Genomic DNA, 18,909 nt, shown 5'->3' on the forward strand with positions numbered 1-18,909 from the left:
GCTGAGGCTCCCGGAGCGGGAAAATCCCCCTCTTTATTCATCGTATGAATGACTCAACACACCCCATGCACCGGATAAATAATGGTCAGGTTCCCTCCTGCAAGGCGATGCGATTCCCCTCGCAATCCCGACACTCCGCCACCCGGAGGCTCTCCCCGACCCGGGTGACGGGATAGAGACAGGCCCCGCCCGATGCCAGTGCCCGGGCCATGGCCCCCTCGATGTCAGCCACCCGCAGATAGATCCGGGTGCCATCCAGGCTCGGCACATAGCTCTCCCCCTTCGCCAGGGCGCCGGAGCAGCCCGCCGTGCCACTTTCCAGGGGAAAGAGCGCCATCTCGTTGCCATCGATCTGCACCCGCTCCAGCACCGTCTCGAAGACCCCCTCATAGAAGCGAATGGCTCTCTCCAGATCCTGTACCGGAATTTCAAAATGAATGGCGATGTTCATGGTCATCCTCCCTCGGTGTGAACCCGCAGGCTATCAGCGCCAAAAGAGGCGCAACAAGCCAGCGCGGTGATCAACAAGGGAGGCGCGCGGCCTCCCCGGGGTGCTTGCGCTTGTACTGACTCTCAGGTCACCGGTGCCCAGGGGTCGCCCTTGCCCGGCTCGTTGCCCTGGGTCCACCACTTGGCCTGATAGATGATCCCCTTCTGGCTCACCTTGTTGCCCGCGGTGTAGACCTTGCCTGCCTCCCAGGCCGGTACCCCGTCCACCAGTGGCGTGCCGGGGTCGACCGGGGCCGGATCCAGCGTGGCCACCACCCGTACCTTGGGCCAGCTGGCGTGGGAGCCGTAGAAGTTGGTCACGCACTTCTCGTAATCCCCCGGCACCAGGGCCGAATAGGCGGTCTGGTACCCCACCAGATCACACTCGAAGGAGTAGCCGCCGGGTCTGTCCGGGTAGTATTTCCAGTTGCCGTCCCAGTTGGTGTAGAGCACGTCGGTGGCGCCGTTGAGGTTGAGGCTGCCATAGGGGATCTGCTGCCAGCAGGTGTTCTTCTCGTCCGCCAGCAGCGGGATCCCGTAGTGGGCCGCAAGCCCCTCCCAGTAGCGGATGCGGTTGACCGGCTGGCCCTTGTTCTTGTTCTGCTCGCCGCACTCGATGCCACCGTTGATGATGTTGATGGTGGTGCCAAAGCCGTAGCCGATGCCCGCCGCCAGCTCACGCTGGGAGGGCACCCAGGTCCGGTCGATGACGTGCAGCATGGCGGGTTTGGGAGCCTGGGGCGTCAGGAAGAACCAGATGGCGGAGGCGAGGTTGAGCCAGGAGTCCGCCACCAGCCCGGGGTTATTGAGGAGCACGGTGGCGTCGCCGTCGAACATGGCCTCGGAGAAGGCGCCGTAGTTGAAGTGGTAGGAGAGCTGCTTGGCGCCGCGACCGAAATAGCCCTGACCGGTGCTGCAGGGCCAGCGCCGGTTCTGCCAGTCACTCTGGCCACACCCCGTGGTGTAGCCGGTCTGCCCCTCAGACCAACCCATCTCCCGCACGTGCACCAGGGCCTGTTGCCACTCCTCCAGCCCAAGGGGGTTGTCGGAGACATTCTCCTTGGCAATGTGGCCGCCGGTCTCCTGGGCAAAGTGGGCGAAGGTGGTGATGATGGACTTCTTGCAGATGGCGTCCGCATTGCGCCCGTCCGTGTAGTCGCCGCAGAAGGCGGGGAACTTGCCCACCGCCCGCAGGAAGCGCTCGTAGGTGTACTCCGGGGCGGCCATCTGGGTCAGGAACTCCCAGTCCGATTCGGTGAAGACCCGCTCGACCCGCTTGACGTTGTCCGGGTTGCCGGGGGCGCGTGCCACGATGGCCTCCACCACCGAATTGGGCCGGGTGGCCAGGGCGTGGGACCAGATCCCGTACATGGGGTTGGCGGTCTTGGCCTGGGCCGCACTGGCAAGATCCGCCGCCGCCATCACATAGCCGCCGCTGTTCTGGGGATCGGGCTGGATTGTCATGGCGCTCTGGCTGGGCAGTGCCCAGACGAGGGCAACCAGGCAGGCGGTACGCGTGAGCATGAACATGGGTAACCATCCTTGTCTTGAAAATGTCAGGGCGAGCATAGGCATCCTGACAACTAAATTCACGACAAGAATTAAGAATTAGGCGAAATTGTGAGCCATGCCTCCCTGCACTCAGATGGCGCTCGTTTGCAGGGGGATCCAGCCCCTGGTCTTGCGGCCGCAGCCATCCGACCTGTCCGGACTCTTGCTCAGATCCCCCCTGCGCGCACCGCCCGGATCAGCAGATTGCGCGGGGTCATGGGTTTGGGACAGAAGGTGCCCACCTCCACCCGGTAGCCCTGCTCCTCGAGGAAAAGGGCGCGATCGAGCAGAAGCCAGATTTCCAGGGGACGGCGAAACAGGTGGCGCACCAGCTCCATGCGGGCGACATCGCCAAAGCGCCGCTCCCCCTGTGCCAGCAAGGCGGCGTAGTCGAGCCCCGCGGGCAAGCCCATTCCCTTGCGTTCGGCGGCCCAGTGGCAGAAATCCTCGAAGCCCCCGGTCAGCAGGCTCTTTTGCAGGTTGGGCACCGGCAGGTACTCATCCACCCCGCGCACCTGGCGCTGCAGGCAGTCGAAGGCGAGGCGCCACACCACCTCCCGCTCCCGCAGCCGGGCGATGCGGGCACCGCCGGTCACCGTCTCCTGCAGCGGCAGCTTCAAATCGCTCTTGCCAAGGCGCAGGGCACTGGCCCTGGCGGCCCGGGAGAGGGGCGCGTAGTGCTCTCCTCTGATGAGGTGGTAGCAACACGGGGAGAGGGTCACCCCCTGGGCACGCCCCTCGGCCACCCGCGTCAACAGATGGGTGTGCAGATCGCCGCAGGCATGGAGCGCCATGGCGTGATGGTGCGGGGCGATGAGGGCCCCGGACTCGGCGGCAAAGGCATCCGCCTCCACGAGCCGCATGTTGGCGCCGTCGCGCGCGGCGAGCCGCCGCCCCTCCTCGCAGAGCGCCCCCTGCCACTCCAGGCTAAGGATCTCCGCGCCACGGTGCAGCGACACCAGGCGCCCCAGATGCCCCTTGCCGGCGCACCACTCCAGATAGGGACCTTGGTGGGGGGGCAGGCAGCCGGTGAAGGCCTCTATCTGCCCCTGCTTGCGTCCCGGCATGTACATCGCCATGGTCCTGGCGCACTGGACGGGCTCTGGGGCGAAAGGGGCAAGCTCGCCGAGGGCCTGCAACTCGGCCCCCGCCGGGATCCAGGGGGCAAGCAGGGTGCAGAGCGCATCCATGTCCCCGTCGAGGTGCGCTATCTCGTCAAGGGTCAGGGCTGCCAGGCACTTCGCAAGGGCTGGCGCCTCGCGGGCAAAGGCGATCCCCAAATGGTGATAGGGCTGGTATTGCCACCAGCGTCGCTCGGCGGTGAGCAAGCAGTCCAGTTGTCGAAAACGGTGGGCCAGCACGGTGAACCTGTCCTTTGGCGCAAAAAGGGAGGCTCATTCTAGCGATCTGCCGTCAAAAAGCACTCGCCTGTGCGCCGCTGGTAGCCTGACAAAAAGCAGGGATTTGTGCTATATTCCGCCCCCTCATTCGCGCAGCCCGCCACGGCGAGCCGCTTTACCCCTATAAACGGAACCCAATCATGACCATCAATGCCATCCTGCAAGCCCGTGCAAATGCCAAATGCGAGCTGTGTGGCGCAGAACATGCGCTGACTGCCTTCCCGGTGCCGCACTCCCCCGCCAGCGACGACGACCACAGCGTGGCCCTCTGCGCCACCTGCCGCGGCCAGCTGGAGCAGCCGGACACCACGGAGGTGAACCACTGGCGCTGCCTGGGTGACAGCATGTGGAGCCAGGTGCCGGCGGTGCAGGTGATGGCCTGGCGCCAGTTGAAGGCCCTCGTCGCCCGGGGCGAGCTCTGGGCCCAGGACATGCTGGACATGATGTACATGGAAGACGAGGTCAAGGCCTGGGCAGACGCCGGCGTGACCAGCGACGATGACGACAGCGTGCCGACCGTCGACTCCAATGGCGCCGTGCTGGTGGAAGGGGACTCCGTCACCCTGATCAAGGATCTGGACGTCAAGGGCGCGGGCTTCACCGCCAAGCGCGGCACCCTGGTCAAGGGCATTCGCCTGACCAACAACCCGCTGCACATCGAGGGCAAGGTCAACGGCATGCAGATCGTGCTGGTGGCCGCCTACCTGAAGAAGGCCTGATACCGCCCCTTCAAGCCAGAAGCGCCCCCAGGGGCGCTTTTTTGTTGCCTCTGTTTCCTGCCGTTCGGGTGGCACTCGCGGGAAACTGGACTATCCTGCAAACCAGTTCCGCGGTATGCCCCTCCCCTGACTGTCAGTGCGCCAACGGAGAGGGCCTTCCCGGCACGCATGGAAAGACCCCGGGCACCCTGATCCCCATGGCGCCCACGAGACAAGGAGCCGCCCCATGGCCAGCAAGAAAGAGATCAAGAAGAAGATCGCCGCCCGCCAGGCGAAAATCGCCAAGCACGAAAGCAAGATCAAAAAGCTGAAAAAAGCCCTGAAATAGGGGCTGACAACCATTAAAACCGCCTGATGGCGGTTTTTTCATTACTGCGTTGGCCGCAAGGCGCGTCGAGTGGCCATGACTGCCAACCTCCGGCTAGCACCAATACTTCCTGTTCCAACCACAATCCCCTTTCGATCAGATATATAAGGACCTCTTCCAGTTGCTTGCCATGCTCACTCACCACGGGGACCTCCTCCCATGGGATCTTGCCTCTGCTGATCGGTTGCCCCTCCAGACGGCGGATCAGAGTGCGGGCATAGTGATGAACATAGGCCATCAAGGTGTCGGGTAGCCAAAGAGCCAACGGACGACGAAGGGCATGGGCCAGCTCGTTAGCGATATCCAATCCGCGCTGATCCAGATCGCCAAAATGGGCCCAGGGTACGGCAGCCGGCAACAGCGGGAATACCTGACGTGCCAACTTGGTATTGCGGCCAGGCACATAGAGCAACAACTCCCCCACTTGCAGCGGGTAATCCACGAAAGCTCCCTTGTTCTCCACCGTGACCAGTTGCCGCCCCTGCCACTCAATGCCATGTAACTTACTCAAGCAGCGCTCCGGTAAGACCAGCTCTCCCAATAGTGCCAGTTGCGCCCTCATGTCGTGGCGCAGTCCGTCCTGGTCGATGAGTGACAGCGGGCTCAGCGTGCGAAGTCGAATCACTTCATCCTGTGTCAGCGTGATGTCGATAGCATCATTATCTGGATCTATCCCGCTCTTGCTGTCCCCATACCAGAGGGCATGAAAACTGGCCTGGTTTAGATGTGCGGGCAGGTCCACCCCGAGAGCCCGTATCGTGTCACGCCTGTCCGGCATCACTGGTGCAACCTGTGCCAGCTGTGCTGCGAGATAATTCCTTCCAGCATCGGTCAACACATGACGAGCCCCTCGTCCCACTGGCTTGACTCCACCCACAGCCTGCAGGAGATCTCTCAACTCGCGGCCATGCTTGCTATCGAGTGAATATCCCTGGTTATTAGTGTCTGCCAGCAAGCGGGCACAGAGATCCTGCACACGACGCTCATCAAAAAGTGACATCCTCCCCCCCCCTCTTTCATTGCGGTTCCATATGGCCAAGTAGAGGGGATCTTTCTGTCCACAACCGTGACCTGTCTCGCACCAAAGGAAGATCGCTCTTTCAAACCGTCACCCGTCCACAAGCTCGTGGCAGGATGGTCAGCGGTTACGATTGGCAATCCATCGACATCGGTGAAATCAGTATGCTGCGACGCCATCTTAAATGCGAAAGGGGACTCCCTCCCACCTACGTCGGAGGGAGTCCCCTTTCGCATTTAAGATGGCAAGCAGGGAGGCCGCACGGATAAGCGCAGGCTCCTGCAGCTCGCCGGATTCGATGATCACCTTGAGCACCCGGGCGCCGCACAACGCCTTGCAGCCGCGCACCAGCGCCCGGGCGGGGGCCTCGTCCCCGGCCATCAAGGCACGCCAGGGGATCACCAGGTCGATCTCGTCGGCGCCATCCGCGAGGGCGGCGCGGGTCTCGGCCAACACGGTAGCCAGATCATCGTCGCCGTGGGGGAAGTTGACCACAGTGGTAACCTTGACCTCGGGGGTGCCCTGAGCCGCCAGGGTGAGCCTGGCCAGCCCCACGAAGCGCGGGTAGATGCACACCGCAGCGGTGGTGCCGACAGGGGTCCGGGCCTGATGGCAGAGGGCGATGATGCGCGCGTCGTGGTCATCGTCGTTGAGGCTGGTGAGATCCATCAAGCGGATGGCCCGGATGGCCGCCTCTGTGTTGGCGCAGGCAGGTTCAAAAGCAGTCACGTCGTTCATAAATCGCTCCTGTCGGGATAAGAGAGGGGCGCCGCAGCGCCCCGAAACAAAGGGTGAGAGACTCAGGCGAGGGAGAAGAAGACACCGGCGATGGCGGCGCTCATCAGGTTGGAGCAGGTGGCCGCCAGCACGGTACGCAGACCGTAGCGGGCGATGAAGTCGGTGCGCGACGGGCAGAGGGTGCCGAGGCCACCGATCAGGATCCCCATGGAGGCCAGGTTGGCGAAGCCGCACAAAGCGAAGCTTATGATCACCTTGGACTTCTCCTCCAGCACCTGCAGACCGGCAGCGGTGACCGTGCTGGCGTCTTTCAGGTAGGGCGCCAGATCGCTGTAGGCCACGAACTCGTTCACCACCAGCTTCTTGCCGATCATGGCGCCGGCGATGCCGATGTCCGCCAGCGGTACCCCGAGCAGGAAGGCGAGCGGCGAGAAGATCCAGCCCAGGATAAGCTCGAGGGAGAGCGGCATGCCCACCATCTCCCCCACCCCGCCCAGCAGGGTGTTGACCAGGGTCACCAGACCAATCATGGCGATCAGCATGGCGCCGATGGCCGCCGCCAGCTTGAGGCCGCTGCTGGCCCCCTCGCCTGCCGCCGCCAGCACGTTCTCCGGCTTCTTGCCATCAAACTGGATGCTGTTGTCGAACACATAGTCCGGCTGGCTGGTTTCGGGGATGATCAGCTTGACGAACAGGATCCCGCCCGGTGCCGCCATGAAGGAGGCGGCCAGCAGGTACTGCATGTCCACCCTCATCATGGCGTAGCCAGCCAGCACGGTACCGGAGACCGAGGCCATGCCGCCGCACATGACGGCGAAAAACTCCGAATCGCTCATCTTGGGCATGTAGGGTTTGACCACCAGCGGCGCCTCGCTCTGACCGACGAAGACGTTGGCCACCGCCGACATGGATTCGGTCTGGGAGGTGCCAAGCAGCCGCGCCATGGCGCCACCGATGATGCGGATCACCACCTGCATGATGCCGAGGTAGTAGAGCACGGCGATGAGCGCCGAGAAGAAGACCACCAGGGGCAGCACGTTGAGGGCAAACACGAAGCCGATGCCATCCACCGAGAAGTTGACCAGGTTGCCAAACAGGAAGTGGATACCCGCCTTGCCGCTTGCCAGCACGGCGTCGACCCCGTGGGCCATCCCCTCCAGCGCCCGGCGCCCCAGCGGTACATAGAGCACCAGAGCGCCGATGTCGACCTGCAAGGCCAGCGCCAGCCCCACGGTGCGCAGGCGAATGGCCCTGCGGTTGGTCGATGCGAACACGGCGATGAGGAGCAGCGCCGCCATACCGAGAAATCCTGCTGCAAACATATCTGACCTCCTGGTCGTTCCCTGCTTACTGGAAGTGGTGCTGGATGAAGGCGTTGATGAGGCGGATGAAGTCCGCTTCCGCCAGCTCGCCGCACTTGAGGGTCTGCTCGTGGGAGAGCTGCACGTCACCGAGCCCCTCCGCCATGTTGGTGATGGCGCAGATGGCCAGCACCGGCAGCGAGCAGTGGGCGGCGCTGACCACCTCGGGCACCACCGACATCCCCACCACGTCACCCCCGATGATCTGCATCATGCGGATCTCGGCGGCGGTCTCGAAACAGGGGCCGCTGTAGGAGACGAACACCCCCTGATTGACGGCGATCCCCTCCCGCTCGGCCAGCGCCAGCGCCTCGCTGCGCAACCCCTTGTCATAGGCATTGGCCAAGCTGAAGAAGCGCGGGCCGTAGGCCTCGTCATTGGCCCCCGTCATGGGGGTGCCCGGCATGGTGTTGATGTGATCGTTGAAGATGACCAGGGAGCCGACACCGATGCGCTCCGGGCGCAGCGAGCCGGCCGCATTGGTTACCAGCAGCAGCTCGCAGCCCAGGCGCTTGAAGGTGCGCACCGGGGTAGTCATCACCTTCATGGTTTCGTGTTCGTAGTAGTGGCCGCGCCCCTTCATGCAGACCACGTCCACCCCGTGCAGCTTGCCGAGCACCAGCTCGCCGCTGTGGCCCGCTACCGTGCTGACGGGGAAGCCGTCCAGCTCCTCGTAGGGAATGGTGACCTTCTCTTCCAGCGCATCGGCCAGCACCCCGAGGCCGGAGCCCAGGATCATGGCGGCGCGGGGGGCAAACCCCGGCTTGCGGGCAAGAATGGTGGCGACGGCGTTGAGTACGGGATCGTGTTGCATGAGTTGTACCTCTTGAGGCTGTGAATGAGACATGACGCTCACTCTAGGGGAGGTATTGGACGACAAAAATCGCTAAAATCGGCCTGATTATCCCGATATACAACACAATGACCGGCGTAGTGGGGTAATGACGCACCCGAAATGGCCCAAAAACCGCTGCTTCATGCCATTTCTCAGTCAAACGGGTCGCCGGAGGGGGAAAACCGATGTGATGCGGATCGCGGTGTCAGGAGGGACCCGCCTCCCTGCCCCGCCATTCCCGTGCCCGAACTTTGACGGCGATCTCACCCTTAAAGCCTGGAGAGACCATGTTCCCGGACAACCAATGGCGCGATCGCGTCACCCTCAAGATGTTGCGTTACTTCCATGAAGTGGCCAGCCAGGGCCACTTCAGCTGGGCAGCCCTGCGGCTCAATGTCTCCAAATCGCCGCTCAGCGCCCAGATAAAGGAACTCGAATCCCTGCTGGGGGTGGCCCTGTTTGAGCGCCACACCCGCCAGGTGAACCTGACCCCCACAGGGCGCCTGTTGCAGGCCGAATGCGATCGCCTGTTCGACGTGCTGGAGAGCGGCCTCAACCGGGTGGTGCAGGCAGGGCGCATGGAGCGCAACCAGATCCGCATCGGGCTGGTCAGTTCCATCTTCTGGGCCGGCTTTGGCGAGGTGATCCGCCAGTGTCACCAGCGCCACCCCGAGTGCGAGATCTCCTTCACCGAGCTCTCCCCCGAGCGCCAGAAGCAGGCGCTGGCCAGCAAGGAGATAGACATCGGCCTCGCCCGCTTCGCCGACACCCTCAACATCCACCCGCTGCAGGCCGAGACTGTCTATCGGGAGTCCATGGTGCTGGTGGTATCGGACGAGCATCCCCTGCGGGATCGCAAGCGGGTCTCCCTCCCTGAACTCGCCGCAGAGCCCTTCGTGCTGATGAGCCGCGCCAACTCCGCCTCCACGGATCTCATCATCAACGCCTGCCTGGTGGAGGGCTTTTACCCCCGCCTGCGTCAGGAGGTGGTGGAGCCCAATACCCTGATGGCAGTGGTGGCCACCAGCCAGCAGGTGGCCCTGGTGCCCGCGAGCTACGCCCGCCAGAAGTGGCCCCACGTGCGCTTCATCCGCCTCGAGCAGGGGATCCCCGCCGATCTCTGCGTGCTCCATGCTCCGCCCCTGGCAGGGCAGCTGACGACCACCGCCATCCGCCACTTCATCGACACCATGAGCGAGCAGATGAACCTGCCGGAGCGAGGCTGAAGGCAAAAAGCCCGATGAGGGGATCATCGGGCTCTGCGGCAAGGATCAGGGGCTCACTTCTTCCATGAAGACAAGCCGAAGGGGTTCGGCCAGCAGTTCGCCCGCCTGGCGAGCGAAAGCCTGGAAATACGCGGTCTCACAGTGGGCATCCAGGGCGGCCTGACTCACGAAGGCTTCCCGCATGTAGAAGGTACCGGGTTCATCCTTCAACTCGAACAGCACGTAATCGAGGTTGCCCGGTTCCTGGCGAGTGGGGCCAATCAAGGTAAGCAGGGCATCGCGAAGGCGCTCTCCCATGCCGTCACGGGCCTTGAGCACCGCGATCGATACCAGTTTGTCTGTCTCTTTTTTCATCCAGTTTTCTCCGTTGTACATCGTCAACACGCCAGAGAGTGCAACCTGGACAGCGATTTATACTGCCGGATGCCCCCCATCAGACGTTGCCCAGTGTAGGCAGGACGGTGGAGGCCATATAGGGGGGCAGAATGAACACTGTGTTCAACGGGGTGGATAACCACGCCGTGCACGGAGGAACAAACGAGTGAGAGGGATCATGGCGCAAAGGGTGGCAACGGGCCCCGCCAGGGGGCGGCACGGCTTGCTGCCCCCTGGTCCAGGCTAAGGGCCTGCAGACCAACGTTCAACGTCAAGGCAATAGGTGGTGAAAGGGTGTTCGCCCAGGCGCGTTTTCCTCACCCAGATGGCCCGTCTGGCGAGGAATCGATAAGGCGGGCGGGTATCCAGCAAGTGAAAGAGGATCGTCCGATGGCCAAGCTCCCTCGCCCACCCCATCATCTCGTTGAAAATCGCCACGCCGCTTCCCCAGCCGCCCCTGGCGAGCACGATGGCAAGCTCCACTCCCTCGTCATCGGGCTGGATGCCGCACCACCCCGCCAGGGTGCCGTCGAGGAAGATGGCGCGCACGCGGCAACCTGGCCGGGCGTCGACTCCCAGCTTGTGCGCCATCCAGTCGCGCACCCCGGCCACATCGAAAAGCGGATGAGGGATCAGGTGCTTTCGCAGCGTCTCGTCGTTGAGCAGCGGCAGAAAATCCTCTGCCCTGACAGCAGAAAAGGAGCTGAACACCATGGAGGTCTCTCTCATTGCGCGAAGAGGTCCCCCCTAGTAGGGGGTGCCATCCTTGTGTCTGGCTGACCAGGCACCATCGGCACCCTGTACCAAGGCCAGATCGTCGTCGGGATAGTCGACGGTATCCCCTGGCAGCCTGTCCCCCACCTCGAGATAGACAGCGTCCACCTCACCGTGGTTGAGCAACTGGTGGGCCAGGCCGCTGCCCCCCTTGAAGCCGATGCACTCCCCCGGCGACATCCGGTACTCCTCCTCCCCGTGGCGCAGGGTGGGATTGCCCGAGAGCACATAAACGAACTCGTCCTGCAGGCCGTGATGGTGCTTGAGCGCCGAGATGGCTCCCGGTGCCAGGGTCGTCAGATTGACCCCGAAATTGGCGAGGCCGAAATGATCCCCCAGCCTGCGCCGGGTGCGGTGCTTGACCAGGGAGGCAAAGGGCTCCGGATAGAGGGACTTGGCCTTGTTCTCCGGGATCTGTGTGGCCTGAATGGGCGTCTTGCCTGTCATGTCTTGACCCTCCTTGTGGATGATATCTCTCTATATAGCCCTCATCTCAGCGGCGAAACATGGGCAGGGGGTTGAACGGGTGTCTCACACACCATGCCATGCCCAGTAGCAACAAGCGCCGGTGAAACCCTGCATTGGGAAACGCGGCTTTCAATGCCGACAGCAAGGGGGCGGGCAACCCCGTGGGCACCATGCCAAGGGAGAAGTCGGCGATGTCGGCCCGGCGAAAAAGCTCCACCAGGGCAAATGGGGAATTCTGCCGGGAACGCAAAGCGTGATGCATCTCTATCATCTCGACGATCTCGCCGACCCACTCCCCCTTCCCCCGCGCCAGCAGATAGCGCTCGGCATCCGCCTCCGATGGGACAAGGTAATAAGGCGATTGCAACCACTACAGCAGGAAGAAGCCTTCGATCGTCATGCGAGCCTCACCATACAACTCCACACGACCGTCATCCCGTACCAGACAACGCAATGTGCCCTTGCGCGCCCCCCCTTGCTGGGCAATCAGCTCTTTCTTGCCTGTTCGTGCTGCCCAGAACGGCGCCAGGAAGGTATGCGCAGAGCCGGTCACCGGATCTTCGTTGACGCCAACCTGAGGGCCAAACCAGCGGGAGACAAAATCGAAGCGTTCATCGGCCGCCGTCACGATGACACCTCGGGTATCAAACTGCACCAGTGTATTGAAATCCGGGGCCAGCCTGTCGATGATCTGCCGGTCATCCACCAGCACGATCAGGTCATCAGACTGCCATACCCCGACGACCCCTTCTTCTATGCCAAGTGAAGCCAACAATCCTGCGGGTGGCGTTATCTGAGTCGCCGCCTTGGCCGGGAAGTCCATGCAGTATTCATGGCCTGAACGGGTCACGGTAAGAAGTCCGCTGCGGGTGTGAAAATGAATGCGCTCACCAGCATGGCCCAGCTTGTTAAAGAGCACCCAGGCCGCGGCCAGGGTCGCATGCCCGCACAAGTCGACTTCGACCCCCGGGGTAAACCAGCGCAAGTGATAGCCATCCTCTGCCGGGATAAAGAAAGCCGTCTCTGACAGATTGTTTTCAATGGCGATGGCCTGGAGCACTTCATCATCCAGCCACGTCTCGAGGGGACATACCCCGGCCGGATTGCCGCCAAAAGGCTGGGAGGTAAATGCATCCACTTGATAGAAGGGGATCTTTATCGAGCTACTACTCTTCATCACATTTCTCCAGGTAGTTGTAAATCGTGTATCGCGTCACCCCCAACATCCTGGCGACATGGTTGACACTGCCTTTTATCTTGAAAAACCCCATGCCATGAATGTCTGATACGACGCGCCTTCTGAAGTCAATCTTGTTCTCCGAGCCTGTCTGTCGATATCTCTGCAGCACATCATCCAACGTCTGGATGGATATATTGCTCGTCCTGCCATCCTGCCCTTCCTCCATGCAGGCCGGCAGGAAAAGATAATCCAGATCGCGCTTCAGTTGATTGACCGTTTCCATATCGACATTGATGCAAAATGCCACCAATGGAGTGCCCCCCTCGCCGTAATAGATTGTCGATGCGCTATTCAAGCGCTTCCCGGAAGCCGTCTTGGAGACATAACCACTGAATGTGCGGTGCCTGATATCGGATGAGGCCTCGAGCAGCCCCAAAAAACCCATGTCATCATCCGGACCGGATAACAGCGCATCCCCTTTCTTGCGGCCGCTTACATGCCCATTGACGATGGCGATGACGGACGCCTCGGGTCTGGTCAGATCATGCAATACCGCTTCGGTATTGGCGGGAATGGTGGTTCTAAGGGCGTCAAGGGATGCCATCAAGACAGTGATCAGACTGTCGTGTTTCATGTCCATGTGAATTCTCTCTCTATGAGGCTGTCGCCTGGACTTCAACTTCCACATCCAGCCCAAATGCCAGCGCGCTGCTGGTCACCGACCGAGCCGGGAAGCCATTTGAAAACCAAGTGCGATACTCGGCGTTGAATTCGGCAAAGTATTTCATGTCACTCAGCCACACTTGCACCCTGACGACCTGATCCAGGCTCGCGCCAGCCCGTGTCAGCGTCCCTTCTATTGACTGCATAATCCGCCGGGTTTGCTCCGCAACCGAGCCATACAGCGGCTCACCACTGGCCGTCATCGAAACCTGGCCAGAGAGGAAGAGAAAGCCGTTCGCCTTCACCGCATCGGCAAAGGGAAAAGGCTTGTCGGTAGCATATCGTTCAATGGTCATGGCGCTCGCACTCTCTCATAAGTGTCACTGCGCCTAAGATAGCATCAGGCGCCCCTTTTTTTAAACATTTTTATATAATTCAACATTTGATATTTAAATTTATTAAAAATCAAATGGTTGAAGTTAGACTTATCGTTTATCGAAGCAATATGCGAGGCAGGGTTAGGGCGAGACAGTCTTGAGATAAGGGGAAATGAACGTAGAGGGACAGGGGATATGGCTGAAGCATTACGAGAGTGAGCAGGGCTGGCGGGGCTGTAGAGCCGACCGTCACGGTGATGGGGGCCGATCAGGCCAGCCATTTGGCGGGCTTCATCAAACCCGCCCCTCATGGAACAGTCAGTACCATATGGATTTATGGCACTCCCCTTTTCAGGTCGCTGGCTAATTCACTACCTCGACCTTGACCTTGATAAGACCGGATCGGGTGTTGCCTATGGTGCTGAACGCGGCCCTGGAGAGATCGATGATGCGCCCTCTGGCGAAGTTGCCCCTGTCGTTGACCCGCACCACCACGCTCTTGCCGTTGGCGAGGTTGGTCACCCTCACCATGGAGCCGAAGGGCAACGTCATATGGGCGGCGGTGTTCGCGCCACTGTTGTATCGCTCGCCGCTCGCCGTCTTCTTGTTGTGATAGCGATCGGCGTAGTAGGAGGCAAGCCCCGTCTCGCTATAGCCGCGCCAGCTACCGCCGTGGCTCTCGTCATAGCGACTGCTGCAGGCGGCCAGCAGCACGGTGAGCGACAGCAGCAGCCCCTTTCGCAAAAATTGCCCCTTTACAACCATGTGCCTTTTCCTTGCTCCCCTGCGGGGTTTCGATGCCAATAAAGCGGCGCCGGCTGTAAGCAAACCGGCATGGTGCCGGCCTGCCAGGGCCGCGCCGCTACTTTGCCACAGTTTCCAAACAAAACGGGAGGCCAAGCCTCCCGTTTTCATACCTTATCCGTCAGCCTCTGTCAGGCGATGAGCTTGTCGTCGGCGAAGCCAAAGCCGCGCAGCCCCACCACATGCACATGCTCGTGCTTGCCCTGCACCTTGCGGATGAGCTTGTAGGTGGTGCCCTTCTCGGGGCTGATGTTCTCCGGCGCCGCGATGAGGAGCTGCATGTCCTGCCGCTCGCACAGCTCGAACAGGGTGGCGATGGATTTGCCATCAAGCCGCGCCGCTTCGTCCAGGAACAAGAGGCGGCAGGGAGCGATGTCCTTGCCGCGCAGACGGCGGGACTCCTCCTCCCAGCTGATCAGCACCATCAAGAGGATGGCCTGACCGGTGCCGATCGCCTCGCCGGTGGAGAGGGCGCCGCTCTCGGCACGCAGCCAGCCGTCGGCCCCGCGCTGCACCTCGATCTCCAGCTCCAGGTAGTTGCGATAATCCAGCAGCACGTCCCCCATCACTTGGTAGTTTCGCTCTCCCTGCTCCACCTGCGGGTTGAGGCGCTGGAAGAGCTTGGCCATGGCCTCGGAGAAGCTGAGCTCCTTGTCGGCGAAGAGATCGTTGTGCATGGCGCTCTGATCCGCGAGCGCGGTCAGGAGGCGAGTGTGAGCCTCGCGGATATTGACGTTGAGGCGCACCCCGCGCACCAGGCCGAAGGCGATGTTTTGCAGGCCCTGGTTGAGCACCCGGATGCGGTTCTGCTCCCGGCGGATGATGTTGGTGATCTTGGCCGCCACCTCGTGGGAGGAGAGGGACAGATGGTTCTCCCGCTGCTTGAGCTCGTCGGCGAGGCGCGCCAGCTCGATCTCCATCTCCTCGATGGCTTCCACCGGATCGTCCGAGCGGATGATGTCGTTGCGGATGCGATCTTTCAGGTAACGGTAGACCTGCACGTAGAAGGCGACCTTCTGCTCGGTGCTGCGGTTGCCTTCCGACAGACGCAGCGCATCGCGCAGGGCCTCGTCGTGGGCCACCGCCACCCGCAGGGCGCCGAGGGCCTTGTCCGACATGGAGCGCAGCTCGTCGCTGTCAAGATAAGCCAGCTCGCGCTTGTTCAGACGCTTCTCGACGTCGGTCTCCCGTGCCAGACGCACCACCCGCGACCAGCTCGCCTTGTGACCCACCAGGGATTTGCGGGCGCTGTAGTAATCCTTGCCTTCGAGCTTGAGACGACCGCCAAGGGATTCGATTTCGCGCTTGCACACCTGCAACTGGGCCTCGGCGCTGGTGCGGCGGGTCCGGGTGCGGATAAGCAGCTCTTCAATCTCTTTCTTGTGGGCACGGGCCTTCTCTTCCATGTCATCCGACAGGGTCAGCCCCATGGCCGCCAGCTCCTGCTCGAACTCCGCCAGGGTCTGCCCCTTGGCCGAGGCGCTGGAATCGAGCGCCGTGCGCAGTTGCAGCGCCTCGGTGTGGCGCTGGGTGATCTGCTTGTGCTGCTCACCGGCGGTGCGGGCGGCAAGCTCCGCCGCCTTGAGCTTCTCTTTGAGTCGCTCGCTCATCTCGGACGCCTTGCCCAGCAGGTCTTGTGCATCCTGATAGCCAAAGTGCGGCAAACGGGCCACCAGCTGATCGAGGGCGTAGCAGCGGCGTTTCTGCGCGGCCAGCAGGTCGCTCACCTCGTCAAAGGCCGCCTGCAGGGCAGCCAGATCCTGGGGATCCTGGCGCAGCACCTGCACCATGGTTTCCAGTTTTTCCAACGCCTTGCCGTGTTTGGCGATAAAGGCTTCGGCTGTTTTAAGCGCCTCCACGTCGGCGTGAGCCGCCTCGAGGCGGGCCACCAGGTCTGCCTCGGCAAACAGGTGGGCAAAGGGCAGCATCCCCTGCACCAGCTGGATATGGCGGGTCAGCTGGGCGGCGGCTGCTTTGGCATCACTCAGCTGCTTGTCGCACTCGGCGATGGTTTCTTGCAGCTTGCGCTGCTCGTGCTGCTTGGCCTGCACCTCGGCTTCGGGGTCCGGGCGGAAGGCGATATCCAGATGCTGACCGATAAAGTCGCGGAAGTGGCCGTAGAGACGGTGATACTTCTGCTGCTCGAAGGCGGCCTTGGCGTAGCCCTCGATGAGGTTTTCCCGCTCAAGATCGAGCTGCTCGATCCGTTTTTCCCGGGCGGCGCGGCCAAACAGCGGCAGCTCGGGATAGCGGGAGAAGCGCACCTGACGCTTGCTGGTGCGCACCAGCACGGCGTCCCCCAGCTCATCCGCTTCCACCAGATCCTCATCAAAGGAGTCGGGGTTGCCCTGGATGAGGTAGATATCTTCCGGGCAATCTTCCAGCTTTTTCAGCCGCTCGATGGCGCCTTCGAGGTCGAGCACCACCAGGGCGCTGCGAGCCGGGCCGTAGAGCGCGGAGTAGTAAGGGGCATCATCGATGGAGATGTCGTCATAGACGTCCGAGAGTAGCACGCCCCCCACCTGCTCGGCGATGCGGGCAAGACGGGGATCCGCCTCGCCGGCACCCAGCTGCAGGTTGCGAATTTGCATCTCCAGCGCCTGTTTCTGGCCCTGAATGCGGTTGCTCTCCTGCTCGAACTCCCGCTCCTTGTCGAGCACGCTCTGCATGCCGGAAGAGAGTTCTTCGGCGGTGGCCAAGGCCAAGCCACTCTGCTCGCGCAGTTGCTCGAGTTTTTCAAAGGATTTGAGCCAGCGCGGGGCCAGCTTGGTCAGTTCCGCGATATCGCGGCCCAGCTGGGTGCCCTGATGCTCGAGGCTGGCGCGGCGCTGATTGGCCTCTGCCTGCTGCTCGGAGAGCTCCTCCTGGCGGGTGCGCTGGGCTTCGAGGAAGATCTCCAGCTCGTCCTGGCTGGCAATGTGCTGACCAGACGCCTGGGCCAGCTCGTCTCGCAGCCGCAAGAGGGTCTTCTGGCTCTCGCTCTCTTTCTCGAGGCGAGCCAGGGCGGCGCGCAGACCCTGGCCCTGGGCAATGCGGGCCTTGTCCTCGATGTGGCGCTTGAGCAGCCCCTGCGCGGTGGGCCAGGCGGCCTCGCGCACTGTCTCGGGGGCGATGCTGAGCAGCAGCGCCAGCGCCGCTTCGTGTTCGGCCACCGCCGCCTTGGCCAGCGCCAACTGCTGCTCGGCCCCCAGCACCCGGCTGGTCAAGCTCTGCTCGGCTGCGCGGAACTGGTGCAGGGTGTCGCTCGCCTGCGCAGGCTCGAGCCCCGGCAGCTCGCACTGCTCGCGGGCAGCATCGAGGGCCTGCACCGCCTGACGGTACTGGATGGCGCGGGTCTGCTGGATATCGAGCGCCTGCTGGTAGTCGGCGAGCTGGGTCTTGAGGCTGTCTACCTCTGCCTGGGCCAGCTCCTTGCGCTCTTCCACCTCCAGCAACTGGCCGTGGATCTCTTCCACCACCGCCTGCTGCTGCTCCAGCTTGTCGTTGAGCTCCGCCAGATCGGCGCGATAGAGGGCAATCTTCTTTTGCAGCGCCACGGCCGCCATCACCTTGGCCAGGTGCTCGGCGGCGGACTCCAGCTCGTCGGTCAGGAGCTTCTCGCGGTTGGTGAGCTGATCCACCTCGTCCGCCAGATAGATGGCGCGCTGCTTCTCCTCGGCCAGCAGGCGGCGTTTGCCGGCGAGCTCAGAGCGTGCCTTGAGGGCCAGCTCGGAGAGGCGGCTCTTCTCGGCAGCGCCCCGCACATACTCCGCGGCCACATAGTGGGTGGTCTCGGTGATCAGGTTCTTGAAGAGATCCCGCTGACCCTGGGTCTCCTTGATGGCTTCCAGGGTGCGGCGGTTCTCGTAGATGGCCGCCTCCATGTCCTGGAACGCCTTGCGCACGCCGGAGTTCTCCGGCAGCAGGTATTCACGCAAGGAGCGGCTGATGGAAGACGAAATACCGCCGTAGAGGGAGGCTTCGATCAGGCGATAGAACTTGCCGCGATCCTTTTGATCCCGCAGCTTCTTCGGGGTGATGCCGAACTCGAACATGAAGTTGTGATAATCGGTCACCGTATTGAACTTGGCGACCTTGATGGCGCCAAGCTCCGCTGCCGCCCCCTTCAGATCGGCGAAGGCACGTACCCGGCCCTTGCCGTCGTCGAGCTTCTCCAGCAGCAGATCCGTGGGCGCCAGGTGCTCGGGCACATCCACCAGGGCGAACGGGGTAATGTTGACCTTGTTGTCACGGTTGGCCACTTGTTCGAGGTGGACGCCAACCCAGATCCGCTGCTCGCGGCTGTTCATCACTTCCAGCAACGAATAGCAGTGGCCGCGCTGCAGCTTGCCGTAGAGCCCCTTGTCGCGGGACGCGCTGGAGGAGCCCGCCTCCGTGGTGTTACGGAAGTGAAGCAGTGACTGGTCGGGAATGAGGGCCGCGATAAAGGCCGCCATGGTGGTGGACTTGCCCGCGCCGTTGCCGCCGGACAGGGTCGTGACCAGCTGGTCGAGATCGAAGGTGCGGGCGAAGAAGCCGTTCCAGTTGACCATGGTCAGGGATTTGAATTTGCCTCTCACGCCAC

At 62.4% G+C, this 18,909-nt stretch carries 18 protein-coding genes; 2 read left to right on the forward strand and 16 right to left on the reverse strand.

What is annotated here, in order from left to right; genetic code table 11:
- Positions 1-85: 85 nt before the first annotated feature.
- The 3 genes from C3F36_RS00315 to C3F36_RS00325 all read right to left on the reverse strand — a co-directional run bounded on the left by C3F36_RS00315 (position 86) and on the right by C3F36_RS00325 (position 3,401).
- The gene (locus tag C3F36_RS00315; protein WP_049636770.1) at positions 86-451 is read right to left on the reverse strand and encodes a VOC family protein; all 366 of its coding nucleotides are present in this window, start codon (positions 449-451) and stop codon (positions 86-88) included.
- A 122-nt stretch (positions 452-573) separates the two neighbouring features.
- Positions 574-2,019 carry a chitinase gene (locus tag C3F36_RS00320; RefSeq protein ID WP_104454227.1) on the reverse strand — a complete coding sequence of 482 codons (1,446 nt, stop codon included), beginning with the start codon at positions 2,017-2,019 and terminating at the stop codon, positions 574-576.
- A gap of 188 nt (positions 2,020-2,207) precedes the next feature.
- Positions 2,208-3,401: a methyltransferase gene (locus tag C3F36_RS00325; RefSeq protein WP_104454228.1), complete on the reverse strand. Its 1,194-nt coding sequence runs from the start codon at positions 3,399-3,401 to the stop codon at positions 2,208-2,210.
- Between the two features lie 179 nt (positions 3,402-3,580).
- On the opposite strand from C3F36_RS00325, the gene C3F36_RS00330 reads away from it, so the two are divergent.
- Positions 3,581-4,159: a PhnA domain-containing protein gene (locus C3F36_RS00330; protein WP_039040739.1), complete on the forward strand. Its 579-nt coding sequence runs from the start codon at positions 3,581-3,583 to the stop codon at positions 4,157-4,159.
- 341 nt (positions 4,160-4,500) lie between these two features.
- Here C3F36_RS00330 and C3F36_RS00340 read toward each other — a convergent pair whose 3' ends face one another.
- The 4 genes from C3F36_RS00340 to xapA all read right to left on the reverse strand — a co-directional run bounded on the left by C3F36_RS00340 (position 4,501) and on the right by xapA (position 8,457).
- Entirely contained in the window at positions 4,501-5,526 is a 1,026-nt protein-coding gene (locus C3F36_RS00340) for a Wadjet anti-phage system protein JetD domain-containing protein (RefSeq protein ID WP_104454229.1), read from the reverse strand.
- A gap of 198 nt (positions 5,527-5,724) precedes the next feature.
- Entirely contained in the window at positions 5,725-6,282 is a 558-nt protein-coding gene (deoC, locus tag C3F36_RS00345; RefSeq protein WP_233759692.1) for a deoxyribose-phosphate aldolase, read from the reverse strand.
- A 62-nt stretch (positions 6,283-6,344) separates the two neighbouring features.
- Positions 6,345-7,604 (reverse strand): NupC/NupG family nucleoside CNT transporter, encoded by a 1,260-nt coding sequence (locus tag C3F36_RS00350; protein WP_104454230.1) that lies wholly within the window; start codon positions 7,602-7,604, stop codon positions 6,345-6,347.
- Between the two features lie 25 nt (positions 7,605-7,629).
- Positions 7,630-8,457: a xanthosine phosphorylase gene (gene xapA / locus C3F36_RS00355; RefSeq protein ID WP_104454231.1), complete on the reverse strand. Its 828-nt coding sequence runs from the start codon at positions 8,455-8,457 to the stop codon at positions 7,630-7,632.
- Positions 8,458-8,765: 308 nt separating this feature from the next.
- Between xapA and C3F36_RS00360 the strand changes: the two genes are divergently transcribed.
- Positions 8,766-9,704 (forward strand): LysR family transcriptional regulator, encoded by a 939-nt coding sequence (locus tag C3F36_RS00360; RefSeq protein WP_104454232.1) that lies wholly within the window; start codon positions 8,766-8,768, stop codon positions 9,702-9,704.
- A 45-nt stretch (positions 9,705-9,749) separates the two neighbouring features.
- On the opposite strand, the gene C3F36_RS00365 is transcribed toward C3F36_RS00360, so the two are convergent.
- From C3F36_RS00365 to mukB, 9 genes are all read right to left on the reverse strand, one after another.
- Positions 9,750-10,058, reverse strand: a complete 309-nt coding sequence (locus C3F36_RS00365) for a putative quinol monooxygenase (RefSeq protein ID WP_104454233.1) — start codon at positions 10,056-10,058, stop codon at positions 9,750-9,752.
- Between the two features lie 264 nt (positions 10,059-10,322).
- Positions 10,323-10,808: a GNAT family N-acetyltransferase gene (locus C3F36_RS00370; protein WP_104454234.1), complete on the reverse strand. Its 486-nt coding sequence runs from the start codon at positions 10,806-10,808 to the stop codon at positions 10,323-10,325.
- An 18-nt stretch (positions 10,809-10,826) separates the two neighbouring features.
- The gene (locus C3F36_RS00375; protein ID WP_104454235.1) at positions 10,827-11,300 is read right to left on the reverse strand and encodes a cupin domain-containing protein; all 474 of its coding nucleotides are present in this window, start codon (positions 11,298-11,300) and stop codon (positions 10,827-10,829) included.
- A gap of 46 nt (positions 11,301-11,346) precedes the next feature.
- On the reverse strand, positions 11,347-11,688 hold the full coding sequence (locus C3F36_RS00380) for a hypothetical protein (protein ID WP_104454236.1): 342 nt from the start codon (positions 11,686-11,688) through the stop codon (positions 11,347-11,349).
- A gap of 3 nt (positions 11,689-11,691) precedes the next feature.
- Positions 11,692-12,498: a PhzF family phenazine biosynthesis protein gene (locus C3F36_RS00385; protein WP_104454237.1), complete on the reverse strand. Its 807-nt coding sequence runs from the start codon at positions 12,496-12,498 to the stop codon at positions 11,692-11,694.
- Complete coding sequence (locus C3F36_RS00390; RefSeq protein ID WP_104454238.1) at positions 12,488-13,141, reverse strand: helix-turn-helix transcriptional regulator; 654 nt, start codon at positions 13,139-13,141, stop codon at positions 12,488-12,490. Before C3F36_RS00390 ends, C3F36_RS00385 begins: the two co-directional genes overlap by 11 nt.
- Positions 13,142-13,154: 13 nt before the next feature.
- A complete protein-coding gene (locus C3F36_RS00395; RefSeq protein WP_104454239.1) occupies positions 13,155-13,520 on the reverse strand; it encodes a RidA family protein in 366 nt (121 codons plus the stop codon).
- Between the two features lie 384 nt (positions 13,521-13,904).
- Positions 13,905-14,306: a septal ring lytic transglycosylase RlpA family protein gene (locus C3F36_RS00400; RefSeq protein ID WP_199769637.1), complete on the reverse strand. Its 402-nt coding sequence runs from the start codon at positions 14,304-14,306 to the stop codon at positions 13,905-13,907.
- Between the two features lie 170 nt (positions 14,307-14,476).
- Positions 14,477-18,904: a chromosome partition protein MukB gene (mukB, locus tag C3F36_RS00405; RefSeq protein ID WP_104454240.1), complete on the reverse strand. Its 4,428-nt coding sequence runs from the start codon at positions 18,902-18,904 to the stop codon at positions 14,477-14,479.
- Positions 18,905-18,909: the final 5 nt, after the last annotated feature.

Origin of the sequence: Aeromonas sp. ASNIH2, assembly GCF_002934795.1 — a bacterium.
GTDB lineage: Bacteria > Pseudomonadota > Gammaproteobacteria > Enterobacterales > Aeromonadaceae > Aeromonas > Aeromonas caviae.